This window comes from Pseudomonas sp. Irchel 3A18, from assembly GCF_900187465.1.
GTDB lineage: Bacteria > Pseudomonadota > Gammaproteobacteria > Pseudomonadales > Pseudomonadaceae > Aquipseudomonas > Aquipseudomonas cichorii.
On the sequence record NZ_FYDI01000004.1, the window covers coordinates 486,329 to 504,417 of the forward strand.

At 56.8% G+C, this 18,089-nt stretch carries 20 protein-coding genes; 14 read left to right on the forward strand and 6 right to left on the reverse strand.

Going from position 1 to position 18,089, the window contains the following annotated elements:
- The first annotated feature begins 16 nt into the window (after positions 1-16).
- The 7 genes from CKW23_RS10635 (at position 17) to CKW23_RS10665 (ending at position 4,607) form a co-directional block, all read left to right on the forward strand.
- A complete protein-coding gene (locus CKW23_RS10635; RefSeq protein ID WP_025261483.1) occupies positions 17-595 on the forward strand; it encodes an Rnf-Nqr domain containing protein in 579 nt (192 codons plus the stop codon).
- On the forward strand, positions 592-1,599 hold the full coding sequence (gene rsxB / locus CKW23_RS10640; protein ID WP_025261484.1) for an electron transport complex subunit RsxB: 1,008 nt from the start codon (positions 592-594) through the stop codon (positions 1,597-1,599). Before CKW23_RS10635 ends, rsxB begins: the two co-directional genes overlap by 4 nt.
- The gene (locus CKW23_RS10645) at positions 1,586-2,566 is read left to right on the forward strand and encodes an RnfABCDGE type electron transport complex subunit D (RefSeq protein ID WP_025261485.1); all 981 of its coding nucleotides are present in this window, start codon (positions 1,586-1,588) and stop codon (positions 2,564-2,566) included. Before rsxB ends, CKW23_RS10645 begins: the two co-directional genes overlap by 14 nt.
- Complete coding sequence (locus CKW23_RS10650) at positions 2,563-3,117, forward strand: RnfABCDGE type electron transport complex subunit G (protein ID WP_038400004.1); 555 nt, start codon at positions 2,563-2,565, stop codon at positions 3,115-3,117. Before CKW23_RS10645 ends, CKW23_RS10650 begins: the two co-directional genes overlap by 4 nt.
- Positions 3,114-3,683, forward strand: a complete 570-nt coding sequence (locus tag CKW23_RS10655) for an Rnf-Nqr domain containing protein (RefSeq protein ID WP_038400006.1) — start codon at positions 3,114-3,116, stop codon at positions 3,681-3,683. Before CKW23_RS10650 ends, CKW23_RS10655 begins: the two co-directional genes overlap by 4 nt.
- The gene (nth, locus tag CKW23_RS10660) at positions 3,680-4,318 is read left to right on the forward strand and encodes an endonuclease III (RefSeq protein ID WP_025261488.1); all 639 of its coding nucleotides are present in this window, start codon (positions 3,680-3,682) and stop codon (positions 4,316-4,318) included. The genes CKW23_RS10655 and nth overlap by 4 nt, the downstream gene beginning before the upstream one ends.
- A 106-nt stretch (positions 4,319-4,424) precedes the next feature.
- Entirely contained in the window at positions 4,425-4,607 is a 183-nt protein-coding gene (locus CKW23_RS10665; protein WP_025261489.1) for a PA3496 family putative envelope integrity protein, read from the forward strand.
- A gap of 110 nt (positions 4,608-4,717) precedes the next feature.
- On the opposite strand, the gene CKW23_RS10670 is transcribed toward CKW23_RS10665, so the two are convergent.
- Positions 4,718-5,344, reverse strand: coding sequence for a response regulator transcription factor (locus CKW23_RS10670; RefSeq protein ID WP_025261490.1), 627 nt, complete (start codon positions 5,342-5,344; stop codon positions 4,718-4,720).
- Between the two features lie 1,281 nt (positions 5,345-6,625).
- Here CKW23_RS10670 and CKW23_RS10675 point away from each other — a divergent pair.
- Positions 6,626-7,153 carry a hypothetical protein gene (locus tag CKW23_RS10675; protein ID WP_074568821.1) on the forward strand — a complete coding sequence of 176 codons (528 nt, stop codon included), beginning with the start codon at positions 6,626-6,628 and terminating at the stop codon, positions 7,151-7,153.
- A gap of 288 nt (positions 7,154-7,441) precedes the next feature.
- On the opposite strand, the gene CKW23_RS10680 is transcribed toward CKW23_RS10675, so the two are convergent.
- Together CKW23_RS10680 and CKW23_RS10685 are read right to left on the reverse strand one after the other, a co-directional pair.
- Entirely contained in the window at positions 7,442-8,659 is a 1,218-nt protein-coding gene (locus CKW23_RS10680; protein WP_025261492.1) for an argininosuccinate synthase, read from the reverse strand.
- 128 nt (positions 8,660-8,787) lie between these two features.
- Positions 8,788-9,696, reverse strand: a complete 909-nt coding sequence (locus tag CKW23_RS10685; protein WP_025261493.1) for an OmpA family protein — start codon at positions 9,694-9,696, stop codon at positions 8,788-8,790.
- 147 nt (positions 9,697-9,843) lie between these two features.
- On the opposite strand from CKW23_RS10685, the gene pyrC reads away from it, so the two are divergent.
- From pyrC to bfr, 4 genes are all read left to right on the forward strand, one after another.
- Positions 9,844-10,890: a dihydroorotase gene (pyrC, locus tag CKW23_RS10690; protein ID WP_095067541.1), complete on the forward strand. Its 1,047-nt coding sequence runs from the start codon at positions 9,844-9,846 to the stop codon at positions 10,888-10,890.
- Complete coding sequence (gene rnt, locus CKW23_RS10695) at positions 10,887-11,561, forward strand: ribonuclease T (protein ID WP_095067542.1); 675 nt, start codon at positions 10,887-10,889, stop codon at positions 11,559-11,561. Before pyrC ends, rnt begins: the two co-directional genes overlap by 4 nt.
- Positions 11,562-11,728: 167 nt before the next feature.
- Positions 11,729-11,947: a bacterioferritin-associated ferredoxin gene (locus CKW23_RS10700; protein WP_025261496.1), complete on the forward strand. Its 219-nt coding sequence runs from the start codon at positions 11,729-11,731 to the stop codon at positions 11,945-11,947.
- Positions 11,948-12,148: 201 nt separating this feature from the next.
- Positions 12,149-12,619 (forward strand): bacterioferritin, encoded by a 471-nt coding sequence (gene bfr, locus CKW23_RS10705; protein WP_025261497.1) that lies wholly within the window; start codon positions 12,149-12,151, stop codon positions 12,617-12,619.
- A 112-nt stretch (positions 12,620-12,731) separates the two neighbouring features.
- Here bfr and grxD read toward each other — a convergent pair whose 3' ends face one another.
- From grxD to CKW23_RS10720, 3 genes are all read right to left on the reverse strand, one after another.
- Positions 12,732-13,058 (reverse strand): Grx4 family monothiol glutaredoxin, encoded by a 327-nt coding sequence (grxD, locus tag CKW23_RS10710; RefSeq protein ID WP_025261498.1) that lies wholly within the window; start codon positions 13,056-13,058, stop codon positions 12,732-12,734.
- Between the two features lie 87 nt (positions 13,059-13,145).
- A complete protein-coding gene (locus CKW23_RS10715; protein WP_025261499.1) occupies positions 13,146-15,254 on the reverse strand; it encodes a molybdopterin oxidoreductase family protein in 2,109 nt (702 codons plus the stop codon).
- 132 nt (positions 15,255-15,386) lie between these two features.
- On the reverse strand, positions 15,387-15,680 hold the full coding sequence (locus CKW23_RS10720) for a hypothetical protein (RefSeq protein WP_025261500.1): 294 nt from the start codon (positions 15,678-15,680) through the stop codon (positions 15,387-15,389).
- A gap of 414 nt (positions 15,681-16,094) precedes the next feature.
- On the opposite strand from CKW23_RS10720, the gene argF reads away from it, so the two are divergent.
- Together argF and CKW23_RS10730 are read left to right on the forward strand one after the other, a co-directional pair.
- On the forward strand, positions 16,095-17,015 hold the full coding sequence (gene argF, locus CKW23_RS10725) for an ornithine carbamoyltransferase (RefSeq protein WP_025261501.1): 921 nt from the start codon (positions 16,095-16,097) through the stop codon (positions 17,013-17,015).
- Entirely contained in the window at positions 17,012-18,085 is a 1,074-nt protein-coding gene (locus CKW23_RS10730) for an ABC transporter ATP-binding protein (RefSeq protein WP_025261502.1), read from the forward strand. The genes argF and CKW23_RS10730 overlap by 4 nt, the downstream gene beginning before the upstream one ends.
- Positions 18,086-18,089 lie beyond the last annotated feature (4 nt).

An 18,089-nucleotide genomic window follows, 5' to 3' on the forward strand; every position in this document is an offset into this window, starting at 1 on the left:
GCCACCCGGCAAGATCATGACCGATTTCATTTACACACTCCTGAGCGCTGCCCTGATCAACAACTTCGTGTTGCAGCAACCGCTGGGTGCCGATTCCCTGAGGGAAGCGCACACGCTGCCACGGCATCGCCTGCATGCATTGGGTATCGCTACCTGCTGCTTGATGCTGGCGAGTAGCTTTGTCAGTTATCTGATCCTGCATTACGCATTGAAGCCCTTGAATCTGGGTTACCTGAGGCTGTTCGTGGTTCTGCCGGTGATTGTGTCCTTACTGAATCCCGGCCTGACGGTGCTCAATAGACTGTTACCCCGGCTGGACTTCGACGGCTTGCGGCCTCTGCTGCTGGCCAATACGGGCCTGGCTGGTGTGGTGCTGCTCGGTATCGAACCTGATCAGGGCTTTAGGCATCTGCTGACACTGGCTCTGGGTGCCGGCCTGGGTTTCTGGCTGGTATTGAGCCTGCTGGATGATCTTGGACAACGGCTACGCTCGGCCAATATTCCACAACCGTTTCGCGGGCTGCCGATCCAGTTGATCAGCGTCGGCCTCATGGGACTCGCCTTTATGGGCTTCAACGGGCTGGTCACGGCATGAACCTGATACAACGCATCGACGCCCTGCTGCCACAGACCCAATGCGGCAAATGTGGGCATCCCGGTTGCAAGCCTTACGCCGAAGGCATTGCCAGTGGCGAAGCCATCAACAAGTGCCCGCCCGGCGGCGAGGAAACCATTGCGCAACTCTCGCAGTTGCTGCGGATCCCCGCTTTGCCGCTGGATACCGAACGTGGCTCGGCGCCTGCCCAGGTCGCGTTCATTCGTGAGGCGGAATGCATCGGCTGCACCAAGTGCATCCAGGCCTGTCCGGTGGATGCCATTGTCGGCGCCGCGAAGCAGATGCACACGGTCATCATCGACGAATGCACGGGCTGCGACCTGTGCGTAGCCCCCTGCCCGGTGGACTGTATCGAGATGCATCCATTGCCCCTGGCAAGCGTTACGCCGATTGTCGGCGGCCTTGCGTCGAGCACCGAGCAACTTCAGGCCCGCGCACAGAAGCGCAACCATGCCCGCTATCGCTTCGAGGCGCGCAATGCAAGGTTGCGTCGCGAACAGGAGCAGCGCCTGGCAGAGCGTCAGGCTCGGGCGCAAAAGCCGTTACCGGTCAGCGCCTCGGTCATCGAGCGCAGTCGCGCCGACAAGCCCGCCGTGGAAGAAGAGGCGCTGAAAAAAGCCCGCATCACCCTGGCCATGAGCCGTGCGCAACTGAACAAATCCCTCAAGGCGTTTGGTCATCCGCCTATCGCTGAGCAGGCTGCACGACTGGTGGAGCTGCAACGGGAATTCGAGGACGCCGAACAGGCGCTGGAAAAACTGCTTGCTGCAGCAACAGGGCAACCCAGGCAGCCCGTGGCCAAGGCCGACAACAGCGGGGTAAAACGCGCCAAGATCCAGTTGGCCATGGCTCGCTCCGCCCTGAAGAAAGCCGAAGCGGCAGACGCGCCCCCAGAACAGCTCGCAGCCCTCGGCACAGAACTGCAAAACGCTGAAATGACATTGAACGCAGCCGAAGCGGCACTGGCCGATGCAAACGCCTGAGCACCTGCAAAAAGCCATGGGCACTGTCCTGCTGGCAGTAGTGCCCGGCGCGCTGACGCTGCTGTGGTTGTATGGGTGGGGAGTGCTGATCACCTGGCTGCTGGCCGCCGGCACGGCACTGCTCGTGGAGTTCGCCGGCCTTCGATTACGCGGGCAATCTGCGCGACCAGGCTTGATGGACGGCAGCGCACTGGTCAGTGCCACCCTGCTCGCCCTCGCCTTGCCACCTTACTCGCCTTGGTGGCTGACAGTCCTGGCCAGCGGCTTCGCGATGGTTTTTGGCAAGCACCTGTATGGCGGCGTCGGCAAGAACCCGTTCAATCCGGCCATGCTCGGTTATGCCTTTGTGCTGGTGTGCTTTACGTCGCAGATGAATCACTGGCCTGCCATCCATGGCCTGAACCTGATGGGCGGCCTGCAACAGATCTTCGGCTTCAGCACAGGTCCGAAACCGGATGTATGGTCCCAGGCCACGGCTCTGGATGTGCTGCGCATCAACACCCACCTGACCATCGACGAGCTGTTCGCCAGTCATCCCGCATTTGGAGGCATGGGCGGTCGCGGCATTGAATGGGTGAACCTGGCCTTTTTTGCAGGCGGTGCATTGTTGCTGCAAAAGCGGATCATTAGCTGGCATGCACCGGTGGGCATGCTCGCCAGCCTGTTCGTGATCAGCCTGCTGTGCTGGAACGGCTCAGGGTCGGACACCAATGGCTCTCCCGCCTTTCACCTGCTGACCGGTGCCACGATGCTGGGCGCCTTCTTTATCGCCACGGAGCCGGTATCAGGCCCCTCAAGCCCAAGAGCACGCCTGCTGTTCGGGGTCGGTATCGGGTTGATGACTTACGTGATACGCACCTGGGGCGGCTATCCGGATGGTGTGGCCTTCGCGGTGCTGCTGATGAATCTGGCTGTACCGGCACTGGAGCGGCTGGCCATGCGCTCATCAAGGGAAGCGGCATTATGAAACCCCTTGGTGTGGTCGTTATTGTCGCCATCGCCGGGCTGGGGCTCGGTGTCAGCATCACGCTGCAACAGGCTGCAGCACCGCATGTTCAGGCGGCAATGGAAGAAGCCCGTGACCGGGAGTGGTCGAGTGTCCTGCCGGTTGGCAGCTACGACAATCAGCCATTGCGTCATCCATTGAAGTTGCCCACTGGCGATTCCTCGGTGCGCGCTGCCTTTCTCGCCAGCCGCGAGGGCAAACCTTGCGCTGTGATCTTTCATAGCCAGGGCCAGGGTTATGCCGGCCCCGTGGAGTTGCTGGTGGGCGTATCGGTTGAAGGCAGGTTGCTGGGGACCAAAGTGCTTGAACAGCACGAGACACCGGGCATGGGGGCGCGCATCGTGACCGAACCTCAGTGGTTGCAGGGGCTCTCGGGCAAATCGCTGAACGACGGGACCTTCGACCAGATCGCCGGAGCTACCATCACGTCCAGAGCAGTTGTCGCTGCCATCCAGAACACCTTGCGCTATTTCGACGGGAACAAGGCCGTGCTTGTGGGGACGCAACCATGAAACGGCCCATGCCCTGCCTGATTCTGCTCGTACCGCTGATTGGCGCCACGGACTCGCTGATCAAGGCGCTGGCCTTCCTGCTGATCTTCACCGTGATCGCGACCTTGCACAGAGCCTTGTTGCAGGTGCTTGCGCCGTTGCTGGATGCCAGCCAGAAGTGGCTTGCCAGCACCCTGATTGCTGCCACGCTGGTCACCTGCGCAGAAACGGGCCTACAGCTTCAAACACCCGACCTGCATCAGGCCCTGGGAATCTATCTGCCCTTGATGGCCATTCATTGCATGCAGATCCAGACCGTACAGCTCGGCAGATATGCACTGAGCGGATACGCCTCACTGATGCTCGCCCTGGGGTTCGTGCGCGAACTGCTGGGCAACGGGACAATCCTGAGCAATGCCCACTGGCTGTTTGGCAATTCTGCAATCCAGTGGCACATTAGCCTGCCGGCTCCAGCCTTGCACATGGCAATTCTGGCACCCGGTAGCTTCATTCTTCTGGGCCTTCTGCTTGCCGCATACAACGCCTTGACCAGGCCGACACCTTCCAAGGAAATACCCTTTTCATGAATGCCGCAAAACGTCAGGAAATCTTCCGCAGGCTCCACGAAGACAATCCCGATCCTAAAACCGAGCTGGCTTACACCACACCGTTCGAGTTGTTGATATCGGTGATCCTGTCAGCGCAGGCGACCGATGTCAGCGTCAACAAGGCCACGGCAAAACTGTATCCGGTCGCCAATACGCCGCAAGCCATTTACGAACTGGGTGTCGAAGGGCTGTCCGAGTACATCAAGACCATCGGGCTCTATAACAGCAAGGCCAAAAACGTCATTGAAACCTGCCGGCTGCTGATGGAACGGCACAACAGCGAGGTACCAGAAACCCGTGAAGCTCTGGAAGCATTGCCGGGCGTGGGCCGCAAAACCGCCAATGTCGTGCTCAACACGGCTTTTCGTCAGGTAGCCATGGCAGTCGACACGCATATTTTCCGCGTCAGCAATCGCACAGGCATCGCGCCGGGCAAGAACGTGGTTGAAGTGGAAAAGCAGCTCATGAAGTTTGTCCCCAAAAACTACCTGCTAGATGCCCACCACTGGCTGATTCTGCATGGACGTTATGTATGCCAGGCGCGCAAGCCACGCTGCGGCAGTTGCCGGATCGAGGATCTGTGCGATTACAAGGAAAAGACCTCGGACGATTGAGCGATAGAAAGGCCAGTGCTCAATCGATTGAAAAAATCTTTTTTACCAGCATCAGGATTATCGATATAAGGTGCGCCAACGACAGCCAAAGCCTGGAGTCACTTTCATGAGTACCGGCAAAGAGCAATTGGACGTAGAAGACGATTTCATCGCTGTCGATTCGGACGAAAGCGAGCAACCACCGGTCGAGCCTGCCAAAACCAACCTGAGCAAGCGACGCACCATCGATAACATGCTGGAAGAGCGGCGCTTGCAGAAACAACTGGCCGATTACGACTTCGACCTCTAGGCGCCCCCTTGCAAGACCTGATCTCAAAGCCTCTCATCGGGAGAGGCTTTCACATCGGTTTGCCTGATCGATACTGCGCAGGCCTGCAGGATGCTTTCCCGGCATGACTGTCAGACCAACCCGTTACGCTGGGCGAGTTCGATCAGATCGACTAGTGAGTGCGCATTGAGCTTGAGCAGCAGCCGCGTCTTGTAGGTACTGACGGTTTTATTGCTCAGGAACATGCCGTCGGCAATTTCCTTGTTGGTTTTCCCTCTGGCCAGCTGTTGCAGCACCATCATCTCGCGCCCCGAGAGGCGGTCGACCATATCGGCCTCACTGGCATTCCCCATGCTCGAACGAACGGTATGCAGGGCCTGGTTGGGGAAGTAACTGTACCCCGACAACACCGCCTTGATGGCGCTCAGCAATTCGGTCAGGTCCTGTTGCTTGCAGACATAACCCGCCGCTCCCGCCTGCATGCATCGCATTGAAAAATGGCCAGGTGCCTGCGACGTCAGAATCAGCACCTTGAATGGCAAGGTCATGGCAGACAGACGGGCAATGACTTCCAGGCCATCGAGCTTGGGAATTCCTATATCCAGGATGACGATATCCGGCAGGTGTTCACGAGCCAGTTGCAACGCATCCACTCCATTGTCCGTCTCCGCAATGACCTCATAGCCATGGCGCTCCATCAGCATGCGTACAGCAAGGCGAATGACAGGATGATCATCCACGATCAGCACTTTATTCATGGGCAGTCCAATTTTCGCTATTCGAATTTTCAGAGTCAGCACAATAGCTTAGTCGTTTAGTGCTTTGCATGACGCTCACCCTCGAGGACTAACAGCCAAAGACCGTTCCCACACATACAACAGAAAATTCCTACAAATTTCGCTATTAACGAACTATTTTTTATATTTTTCATAGAGCCTCCCCTTCGGATTTCGCTGAAATTATTACCGTCTGGAGTGCTGAGATAGAGCATCGCAACTCAGGTAAAACAATTATTGCCATAACGTCAAGCATTAGTCCTTTGCCTCTGAAGTCCAAACGGACAATAGCCGATGAACATCGAATCGCCTCCATGGTTACGCCGCCTTGATAATTGTAATTATCCGGTCAGATGCCATGACCATAGCTCCTTGCCACTACTTCCATACCTGAAACGAAAATAACTAAGGATGCAAACACTGCTGGCAGATACTTTCTCGAATACGGGCTCAATGACATCAGGCTTCATGATCAGGGTATCGACTGACTGGCCCGTCCGGGTACACGTCAGAAGACAAGAGCCATAATGAGTGTTTTCAGGAGTTTTCTCTTGAAGTTATATACCAGCATAACGTTTAAAAAATACACACATAAATACATCTTTCTTATACGCAACCCGGCGAAAAGACCAAGACCACGAAAGACTCGGAATATTCCTACATAACAACACCCACAACTTCCACCCACCCGATATTCCGTGAGAACTATTCAAGATACTGACTTTACGCTATCACGACGATAAAAGTGATACATAAATACTCCCCACAGTCGAGTTTCATGCCTTTCCCTGGGGCGCCTTGCACACTTCATCTCTGCGAATGGCTCATTCGACAAGTAGCTAATACTATATTTCATTCCGCTTCCATCCCTGCCACCGTAAAGAGGAAACGTACTACACAACTAGCAGACGGTAGATAGCAGCATGTAAGACCACTTCAAACCCACTAAGTCATTTCATGTAGTGCACCGTTTTTTCACTTGCAAATTCTATTACCAGTCGTTACTTTTTTAACAACGAACTCATTACTTTCTGCCAACAATTATGCGCAGTTAGATTGGAGCGACTCAACAACCGACGTCATTTTAATGACGCCATGAATAACATTGCTTTATATGGACTCGGCTTATCAAGAGAGTCGAAAGGATTCGGGCAACATGAACATGGCCGATCAGGAACACCCTCCCTTTGACAAGCCCGAAGCGGGCCTGACAATTCTTTTGAATTGGCCATGCGTATAACCATGTTCAAAAAGGGATATACCATGAACAACAAAACTTCTCACTCATCCTCAAAAAATATAACGCCCCTTGATCTGACGGCGGCGGTCGAACAGTTTGTTGCGCAAGGAGGTGTGATTGCCGTGATACCCGATGGTGAAACAGCAGAATCCACCGTGCTCTCGGTGGCAGAAGATACAACACCACTGGATGCCGAACTTGAAAAGAGTTCAAAACTGGAGTTACTCAGAAGTCTGGTTGCCAAAGGCGCTGGAGTTTCCGCCTTGCAATACTCATTGAGAATGAACAAAAAAGAAATTCGCCAACTGGCACTGGAGAATGATGTAAAGATAAAATTCAGTCGCCCAATAAGAGAGGTCAATAAAGAACCCCACTATGATACGACGGATATTGATGATGTGGTGGCCGGTCATGCCATGCATTATTCCAGTCTCGGTTACACCGCACCGGAGATTGCACAGATACTTGATCTCAGTGTGCGACAAGTCTGGAATATCGGCAAAGCCTACCGTTTTGAATTCAAGCAGAAGAGGGACAGTGATACACCCTGAATACGCTTATTCCAACAGATAACCCGACGCGGTATCGACTGGACTTCGTGTCGATACCGCTCACCTGCCCCGCAATGCCCTTCACGACAGCGTCCCGGCAAGACCCGCAACGCTCCTCCCGATTCAGCGTCCTTTCAGATGCCCACGCGCAAACGCTCAGCACCGGCCTCAAAAGCTCGGGCGAGAAATATCGATACGCAAGGATCGGGGATCAGGAAAGCATGACAGTGCATTGCGCACTGCAAAAAAATGCAGCCCGAGGGCTGCATTTCAGACATCAGACCGGGTTCAGAAGAACTTGCGGCCCTTGTTCGCAGCGATGCGCATGCGCAAGGCATTGAGCTTGATGAAGCCGGCAGCGTCCGCCTGGTTGTACGCACCGCCATCTTCTTCAAAGGTGGCAATGTTGGCGTCGAACAGCGACTCGTCGGACTTGCGGCCAGTGACGATCACATTGCCCTTGTACAGCTTCAGGCGCACGACACCGTTCACATGAGCCTGGGATGCATCGATCATCTGTTGCAGCATCAGACGCTCAGGGCTCCACCAGTAGCCGGTGTAGATCAGGCTGGCGTACTTGGCCATCAGCTCATCCTTGAGGTGAGCGACTTCGCGATCCAGGGTGATCGACTCGATGGCGCGGTGAGCGCGCAGCATGATGGTGCCGCCAGGCGTCTCGTAGCAGCCACGGGACTTCATGCCCACATAACGGTTTTCGACGATGTCCAGACGACCGATGCCGTTCTCGCCGCCGATGCGGTTCAAGGTGGCCAGTACGGTGGCAGGCGACATTTCGACGCCATCCAGAGCAACGATATCGCCATTGCGATAGGTCAGCTCAAGGTAGGTCGGCACGTTTGGCGCGTCTTCAGGAGACTTGGTCCAGCGCCACATGTCTTCTTCGTGCTCGGTCCAGGTGTCTTCCAGCACGCCACCTTCATAGGAGATGTGCAGCAGGTTGGCATCCATGGAGTACGGGGATTTTTTCTTGCCATGGCGCTCGATCGGGATTGCATGCTTCTCGGCATAATCCATCAGCTTTTCACGCGACAGCAGATCCCACTCACGCCACGGGGCAATCACTTTGACGCCTGGCTTGAGGGCGTAGGCGCCCAGTTCGAAACGAACCTGGTCGTTACCTTTACCGGTGGCGCCGTGAGAAATGGCGTCAGCGCCGGTTTCGTTGGCGATTTCGATCAGGCGTTTGGCGATCAGCGGACGAGCGATGGAAGTACCCAGCAGGTACTCGCCTTCGTAGACGGTGTTGGCGCGGAACATCGGGAACACGAAATCACGTACGAATTCTTCACGCAGATCGTCGATGTAGATTTCTTTCACGCCCATGGCCTGAGCCTTGGCACGTGCCGGCTCGACCTCTTCACCCTGACCCAGGTCAGCGGTAAAGGTCACCACTTCGCAGTTATACGTATCTTGCAGCCACTTCAGAATGACCGAAGTATCCAGGCCACCGGAATACGCGAGAACTACCTTGTTTACGTCCGCCATGCCATCACTCCACCGGGTTGTACGGAAAACCGTTGATTCTACCGTCCAAACCAGCAAATTTACAGGGGCGCGACAGCTTGTGACGACGAGGCGACAGGTTATGTCCGCCTCGTGAGGGGAAAAGAGCGTTACGACGTACGGGCAGCGCTGGCGGAAGAAGCGACTGGAACCGGCTTTTCTTCGGGAGCGACACGCTCCAGATGCACATTCACCCGACGGTTGCGCGCCCGGTTGGCATCATTGGTGTTGGGCGCCAGCGGATAACGTTCGCCATGAAAACGCAGGGTAATCTGTTGCTCGGGAACACCCTGGGCTTTCAGATAGTCCATCACGGCCAGCGCACGACGGCGGGACAGGTCGCGGTTGGTCAGGCGGTTGCCGCTGTTGTCCGAATGGCCGTCCAGTTCGATATGGTTGACCGTCGGGTCGGCACGAAGATACGCAATCATGTTGTCCAGACGCGCCTTCGCCTTGGCGTCCAGTTCGATGCCACCGCCGGGGAAGCCCACTTCAGCCTGCTTGATCTGATCGAAATTCATGGGCAGCAGTTTGGTCGTGCACAACTGATAGTCGCTGAACGCCTTGCTGAACCTGACCGGCAACAGGCGTATCTCCATCGGACCGCCGCCGTCACGGGTACTGTGGCGGATGAGCGGAGTACGGCCTTCCATCAAGCCGCTGATCAGGCGTCCGGCCTGTGCTTCGGAGCTGTTGAAAGGAATCTCGCCATTGCTGACCCGAACCGAGCCCAGGTTGATATCGCCACGCCCCGGCTGCCAGGGTGCAGCCGCAGCCAACAGAGTGGCCGAGCCATTGCCCAGCATGTTGTAGGACGGCTTGAGCCGGAATGTCGCCTGCTCACCGGCACGGCGCACGAACTCACCGACACCGAAGTCAGTGATCGGCTGGCTCAGACGACACTCGAACTGATCCCCTTCGACCTTCCACTCGATACTCTCCAGACGGGTCTGGAAACTGACAGCCATCGCGGGGAGGCTGGCAAATACGCTGAGCAAGGCGAGATATAGCTGGCGCACGGGAGGCTCCACTTATAAAAATGACGCGAAACAAAAGTGCTTCTTACGTCGGGCTATCGGTAACTTCCTACAAAACTTGATAGCGAGTGCCTGAGAGAGTCTTTTCCGGTAGCATTCCCAGCGAGTTTGACCCGCCTGGAATCCCCAATGTCTGACCGCCTGACCCTTCTGCGTCCCGATGACTGGCACATCCACCTCCGTGACGGAGCTGTTTTGCCTCACACCGTTGCTGACGTTGCGCGCACTTTTGGCCGCGCAATCATCATGCCCAACCTTGTGCCACCAGTACGCAATGCGCAGCAAGCCGATGCCTATCGCCAGCGCATTCTGGCTGCTCGCCCGGCCGGCAGCCGCTTCGAGCCGCTGATGGTGCTTTATCTCACCGACCAGACCACGCCCGAGGACATTCGCACGGCCAAGGCCAGCGGCTACGTCCATGCGGCCAAGCTGTATCCGGCCGGTGCGACCACCAACTCCGATTCTGGCGTTACCAGCATCGACAAGATTTTCCATGTACTGGAAGCCATGGCCGAAGTCGGCATGCTGCTGCTGGTCCATGGCGAAGTGACCCGCGGCGAGATCGATGTCTTCGATCGCGAGAAAATCTTCATCGACGAGCACCTGCGTCGTGTGGTCGAGCGCTTCCCGACCCTGAAAGTGGTATTCGAGCACATCACCACCGGTGAAGCGGTGCAGTTCGTCAACGAGGCCTCGGCCAACGTTGCAGCGACCATCACTGCGCATCACCTGCTTTATAACCGCAACCACATGCTGGTGGGCGGAATCAGGCCGCATTTCTACTGCCTGCCGATCCTCAAGCGCAACACGCACCAGACTGCCCTGCTGGATGCCGCGACCAGCGGCAACGGCAAGTTCTTCCTGGGTACAGACTCGGCACCTCATGCCCAGCATGCCAAGGAAGCCGCCTGCGGTTGCGCCGGTTGCTACACCGCCTACGCCGCTATCGAGCTGTATGCCGAGGCTTTCGAGCAGCGTAATGCGCTGGACAAGCTGGAAGGCTTTGCCAGCCTCCACGGCCCGGCCTTCTATGGCCTGCCAGCCAACCAGGACACCATCACGCTGGTACGTGACGAGTGGACAGCCCCTGCCAGCCTGCCGTTTGGCGAGCTGAGCGTAATCCCGCTGCGCGCCGGAGAAAAACTGCGCTGGCGCCTGCTGGAGGAAAATGCGTGAGTGAAGATCATTACGACGACGAACACGACGGTCACGGCGGTGGCGGCTCTCGTCACCCGATGGCAGCCCGTTTTCGCGGTTACCTGCCTGTGGTCATCGACGTGGAAACCGGTGGTTTCAATGCGGCGACCGATGCTCTGCTGGAAATTGCTGCCGTCACCATCGGCATGGATGAAAAAGGCTTCGTGTTCCCGGAGCACACCTACTTCTTCCGTGTAGAACCGTTCGAGGGCGCCAATATCGAAGCGGCTGCACTCGAGTTCACCGGTATCAAGCTCGATCACCCGCTGCGCATGGCGGTCAGCGAAGAAACCGCGCTGACCGATATCTTCCGCGGCGTGCGCAAGGCGCTCAAGGCCAACGGCTGCAAACGCGCCGTGCTGGTCGGCCACAACGCCAGCTTCGACCTGGGCTTCCTGAACGCTGCCGTCGCTCGCCTGGACATGAAACGTAACCCGTTTCATCCTTTCTCCAGCTTCGACACCGCAACCCTCGCGGGCCTGGCCTATGGTCAGACAGTGCTTGCAAAGGCCTGTCAGGCTGCCGGCATGGACTTCGACGGACGCGAGGCCCACTCGGCTCGCTATGACACCGAAAAGACCGCTGAGCTGTTCTGTGGCATCGTCAACCGCTGGAAAGAAATGGGCGGCTGGGAAGAGTACGACGACTGAAGTACATGCTTCATGAATAAACCGGCCTTGTGCCGGTTTTTTTATACCGGTGTTTTAACGACCGCTCATCGGAGTCGGGAAAGCGTATCCAAAACAGTTTTGACAAGCATTCTCATTAAGATTAACCTCGTCCGCACAAAGCAATAACCAGCGACGGTTACCGACTTATGTATGTTTGTCTTTGCCAAGGTGTCACTGACGGCCAGATCCGGGATGCAATCCTCGAAGGCTGCTGCAGTTATCGTGAAGTGCGCGAAACGCTGGGTGTTGCCAGCAAATGCGGTAAATGCGCCTGCCTGGCAAAGGAAGTGGTGCGTGAAACCCTGACAGAACTGCAAAGCAGTCAGGCATCGCTGGCGTATCCAGCAGAATTTTCAGCCGCCTGATTCACCCTATTTCAAAGAACCGGACCTTGTGTCCGGTTTTTTTATGTCTGTAATTCAAGTGCTTAGCGTCAAGATGCGGAACTCAAACATTCTTATTCTTATTTAATTTCACTTAGTATTCAATAACTTAGGTTTGACAGGCTTCTAAGTGCAGCTCAAACTCGCGCTTTATATACACAAGCCATTGGCAGGACCTCGAACATGAAAGGCGACATTACAGTCATCCAGCATCTCAACAAGATCCTCGGAAACGAGCTGGTCGCGATCAATCAGTACTTCCTGCATGCACGCATGTACGAAGATTGGGGTCTGAAAAAGCTGGGCGCTCATGAGTATCGCGAGTCCATCGACGAGATGAAGCACGCTGACAAGCTCATCAAGCGCATCCTGTTCCTCGAAGGTCTGCCTAACCTGCAAGAGCTGGGCAAGATCCTGATCGGCGAGCACACCAAGGAAATGCTTGAGTGCGACCTGAAGATCGAAAAGAAAGGCCTGGCTGACCTCAAGGCTGCGATTGCGCACTTTGAAACCGTTGGCGACTTTGGCAGCCGCGAACTGCTGGAAGACATCCTCGAATCCGAGGAAGAGCACATCGACTGGCTGGAAACCCAACTGGGCCTGATCGAGAAAGTCGGTATCGAAAACTACCTGCAGTCGCAGATGGGCGATTAAGCCTTTTCAGCGACCGACAAAAAGCCCCGCCTCTGACGAGAGCGGGGCTTTTTGTTTATCACGGTCTTGGCAGGAGCGAATTCATTCGCGAATGAATTCGCTGCGCCTGCAATTACGACTTCGCGCTTTCAGCCGCTTGCTTGAGCAGTGGCTGCAATTCACCGTTCTGATGCATTTCGGCGATGATGTCGCTGCCGCCGACCAGCTCACCGGCAACCCACAGTTGCGGGAAGGTTGGCCAGTTGGCGTATTTAGGCAGGTTGGCGCGGATTTCCGGGTTCTGCAAAATGTCGACATAGGCGAATTTTTCGCCGCATGCCATCAAGGCCTGGGAAGCTTTGGCCGAAAAACCGCACTGCGGGGCATTCGGAGCGCCTTTCATGTAAAGCAGAATGGTGTTGTTGGCAATCTGCTCTTTGATCGTTTCGATGATATCCATGGAGCACCTCGGCTGAACTTTCCGACTCAGTTGTCGGCACGGTGGCGCATTGTAACGGAATCCCGAGCCAGACGCTCAGTCTTGAACTCAACAGGCGCTCACCTGCACAGGCACGCCATTGAGCACGGCATTGCCGGACAACGCATCGAGCTGTCGCTCGTCGGTCAGGTCATTGGCACTCACACCCGGCTGAGCCTGAGCGATTTCCATACGCACACCGGTACGGGAATGCCCCCAACCATGGGGCAGGCTGACTACGCCGGGCATCATTTCTGCGCTGCCCAGCACCTGAACCTCGATCATCCCGACCCGCGAATCGACCCTGACCTGCTGCCCGTCGCTCAGGCCTCGGCTGGCCAGGTCATCGGGATGCATCAGCAACTGATGACGAGGCTTGCCCTTCACCAGGCGATGATAGTTATGCATCCATGAGTTATTGCTGCGCACATGCCTGCGCCCGATCAGCAGCAATTCCCCGGCCTGTGGCGCTGGCGAGTCAATAAAGCGCTGCAGGTCGGCCAGGATCACGTCAGGTGCCGCCTGGATGCGCCCGCTGGCGGTTTTCAGGCGCGGTGTCAGGTTGGACTTCAATGGCCCCAGATCAAGCCCGTGAGGATGGTTGCCCAGCGCTTCGATCGACAAGGCATGTTCCGATGCCTCGCCATACAGCCCCTTGCGCAAGCCATGATCAATCATTGAGGCCGGCGCCATGGTCGGTTTCAGTTCCTTTTGAGCCTTGGCCGCAAAGGCCCTGGCCAGCCCGACGAAGATTTCCCAGTCATGCAAGGCGCCTTCGGGCTTGGCAAAGATCGCCCGATTGAACCGGGTAACGTTACGCACCGCCAGAAGGTTAAATGTCGTGTCGTAGTGATCGTTTTCCAGCGCTGAAGTCGAAGGCAGGATCAGATCGGCATAGCGGGTGGTTTCATTGATATACAGATCGATGCTGAGCATGAAGTCCAGCCCGTCCAGCGCTTTTTCCAGCTGGCGACCATTGGGCGTGGACAATACCGGGTTGCCTGCAACCGTGACCAGAGCGCGTATCTGCCCTTCCCCTTCGGTCAGCATCTCTTCTGCCAGCGCCGAAACCGGCAACTCGCCGCCATATTCGGGCAAGCCGGAAACCCGGCTCTGCCACAGGTTGAAATGCCCGCCCGAGGTCGAGCTGACCAGATCCACGGCTGGCTCGGTACACAAGGTACCGCCCACCCGATCCAGGTTGCCGGTGACCAGATTGATCAATTGCACCAGCCAGTGACACAGCGTTCCAAAGGCCTGAGTGGAGATGCCCATGCGGCCATAGCAAACAGCCTTGTCGGCAGCAGCGAAATCCCGGGCCAACTGGCGAATCTGTTCGGCGGGAATACCACAACGCGGGCTCATGGCCTCGGCGTTCAGGGTCATGATCGCTTCCCGAACCTGATCCAGGCCATCGATAGGCAGATGACTCTCCCGAGTCAGGCCTTCCTCGAACAGGGTATTGAGCAGACCGAAAAGCAATGCTGCATCGCCGCCAGGCCGGACAAACACATGTTGATCGGCAATGGCCGCTGTCTCGCTACGCCGTGGGTCGACCACCACCACTCTGCCACCACGTTTCTGAATCGCCTTAAGGCGCTTCTCGACATCCGGCACCGTCATGATGCTGCCATTGGAAGCCAGCGGGTTGCCGCCCAGGATCAGCATGAAGTCCGTGTGATCGATATCGGGAATGGGCAGCAGCAAGCCGTGGCCATACATCAGGAAACTGGTGAGGTGATGAGGCAGTTGATCCACTGAAGTGGCCGAATAGCGATTGCGGGTTTTGAGCAGGCCCAGAAAATAGTTGCTGTGGGTCGTCAGCCCATAGTTGTGCACGCTGGGGTTGCCTTGATAGACCGCGACCGCGTTCTGCCCGTATTGCTGCTGAATGGCAAACAGACGCTCGGCGACCAGCTCGAAAGCATCCTGCCATTCGATCGGCTGCCATTGATTGCCCACACGTTGCATGGGCTGGCGCAAACGGTCGGGATCGTTCTGGATATCCTGCAGGGCCACGGCCTTGGGGCAGATGTGACCGCGACTGAAACTGTCGAGAGGGTCGCCCTTGATCGAGGTAATGACCGGGGCCGTATCCGGGGATGCGGTGGTTTCGATAGTGAGGCCGCAGATGGCCTCGCACAGGTGGCAAGCGCGGTGGTGCTCGGTCCTGATCATCCCAGCCTCATATTCTTGTCATGGCAGTCAGAGTGATTGCATTGACAAGAATATGGAGCGTTAGCGGTGAGCACGCCAGAGACGTTCGTCTCGTGAATCGCGAGCCATCAGGCGGGCAGATGGCTTGGGCGATCAGTTGCCGATAGGGGTCACGACCTTGCGCTGCAACTGGATTTCCGTAACGGTTTCGATCTGTTCCTGAGCGACATGCACCCCGGTCAGTTCACCGATCAGGCGCCAGTGATCGTCGAGGCCCGAGCTGATGGTCGCCATGCGGTCGATCATGCGACGACCGGCTGCCCGCGTGACTTCGTCTTCACTGCGCAACAACTCAAAGGACATCGACGTCATCGAAGCGGTGAGGTGTGTCAGGGTACGAGCGGTCAACCCAAGCAGCTCCGTTAGTTGTCGTTCCTTTGAGTCCATTCCCAGCCCCTCGATTGAATTGAGCAGTTACTTGTAACTCTTTATAACTCACGCACGCTGTTAAGGAAACGGGCAACTTTTCAACGCCGTGAAGCGCGTCGCATAAGCACAGACGCACAAGACCGGACTTTTACAGTATCGGCATCAATTGCCAAGCACTGTTTGGTCAGTGTACAAATGCTGCCTTCTGCAATCAGCGGGTCGGCCACAGGGCTGTTTCAACCAGCGCCTTTGCGGTTACGGACTTCGTTATCTCTTAAGTAAGCATGCTATTGGTAAGACGCGACATTTTTTTATACTATCGCGCCTTCCTTATTCGTCGCCCCCGTGCGGCTTTCGCCTCAGGTCATGCCGTTTTCTCGATAAAACCCGGCTTTCGGAACCTGCGGTCTGTTGCAAAAAAGGTAGTTAATAATGAGCGCCAGGCACTTTCTCTCGATGATGGATTACACCCCAGATGAGCTTCTGGGCCTGATCCGTCGTGGCGTAGAGCTTAAAGACCTGCGAAATCGCGGCGTGCTTTTTGAACCACTGAAAAATCGAGTGCTGGGGATGATCTTCGAGAAATCCTCGACACGTACCCGTCTTTCCTTTGAAGCGGGCATGATCCAGCTGGGTGGCCAGGCCATCTTTCTGTCCCATCGCGACACCCAATTGGGCCGTGGCGAGCCGATTGCCGACAGCGCAAAGGTCATGTCGCGCATGCTCGATGCCGTGATGATCCGGACTTTTGCCCACAGCAATCTGACCGAATTCGCCGCCAATTCCCGCGTCCCTGTGATCAACGGGCTCTCCGACGACCTGCACCCATGCCAGTTGCTGGCAGACATGCAGACCTTCTTGGAGCACCGCGGCTCGATCAAGGGCAAGACCGTGGCCTGGATCGGTGACGGCAACAACATGTGCAACAGTTATATAGAAGCGGCCATACAGTTCGACTTCCAGTTGCGTGTCGCCTGCCCTTCCGGCTACGAACCCAACCCCGAGTTCCTGGCACTGGCCGGTGATCGCGTGACCGTCACCCGTGATCCGAAGGAAGCGGTTGCAGGCGCGCATCTGGTCAGCACCGATGTCTGGACCTCCATGGGCCAGGAAGAAGAAACCGCCAAGCGCATCGCGCTGTTCGCGCCCTTCCAGGTCACCCGTGCCTTGCTCGACCTGGCTGCCGAAGACGTGTTGTTCATGCATTGCCTGCCCGCGCATCGTGGTGAAGAAATCAGCGTCGACCTGCTGGACGATGAACGCTCGGTCGCCTGGGATCAGGCTGAAAACCGTCTGCATGCCCAGAAAGCCCTGCTGGAGTTTCTGGTCGCGCCGTCCTATCAGCCAAAATGAGCCATACCCTGCTGCTGAATCTGCGCAACCTTGCCTGCGGCTATCAGGATCAACGTGTGGTGCAGGACCTCAACCTGCACCTCAACGCCGGAGACATCGGCTGTCTGCTGGGCTCTTCGGGATGCGGCAAGACCACGACCCTGCGGGCCATTGCCGGGTTTGAGCCGATCCATGCCGGCGAGATCACCCTGGCCGGTGAAGTCATTTCCCGACCCGGCTGGACCCTGGCACCGGAGAAACGCCGGATCGGCATGGTGTTTCAGGATTACGCGCTGTTCCCGCATCTGAGCGTGGCGCAGAACATCGCTTTCGGTATCCGCAAACATCCTCGCCTGAATCAGGTAGTCGACGAACTGTTGGAGCTGGTCAACCTGGGCTCACTGGGCAAGCGGTATCCCCATGAGCTGTCCGGCGGACAGCAACAGCGGGTCGCCCTCGCCCGTGCGTTGGCGCCAGATCCGCAACTCTTGTTGCTGGATGAGCCGTTTTCCAACCTTGATGGCGAGTTGCGCCGACGCCTGAGCCATGAAGTGCGCGACATTCTCAAGGCTCGTGGCACCAGTGCAATCCTGGTGACACACGATCAGGAAGAGGCCTTTGCGGTCAGCGATCATGTGGGTGTATTCAAGGAAGGCCGGCTTGAGCAATGGGATACGCCCTACAACCTGTATCACGAACCGCAGACACCTTTCGTGGCCAGTTTCATCGGACAAGGCTATTTCATTCGCGGGCAGTTGATCGATCCGCAGTCGGTGCAGACCGAACTCGGCGTGCTGAGCGGCAATCGTGCCTATCCGGGTGTCAGCGGCAGTGCTGTCGATGTTCTTCTGCGTCCGGACGATATTGTCTATGCCGCAGACAGCGACCTTAAGGCACGAGTAGTTGGCAGGACATTCCAGGGCGCTTCAACCCTGTATCGCCTGCAATTGCCGACGGGCAGCCAGCTTGAAGCCATCTTCCCCGGCCATGCCGATCACATGACGGGGGAAGAGGTCGGGATTCGGGTTGCCACCGAACATCTGGTGTTGTTCCCGGCGGCGGGAAGTGTTGCAGCGAATTCGGTTTTGTAGAGGG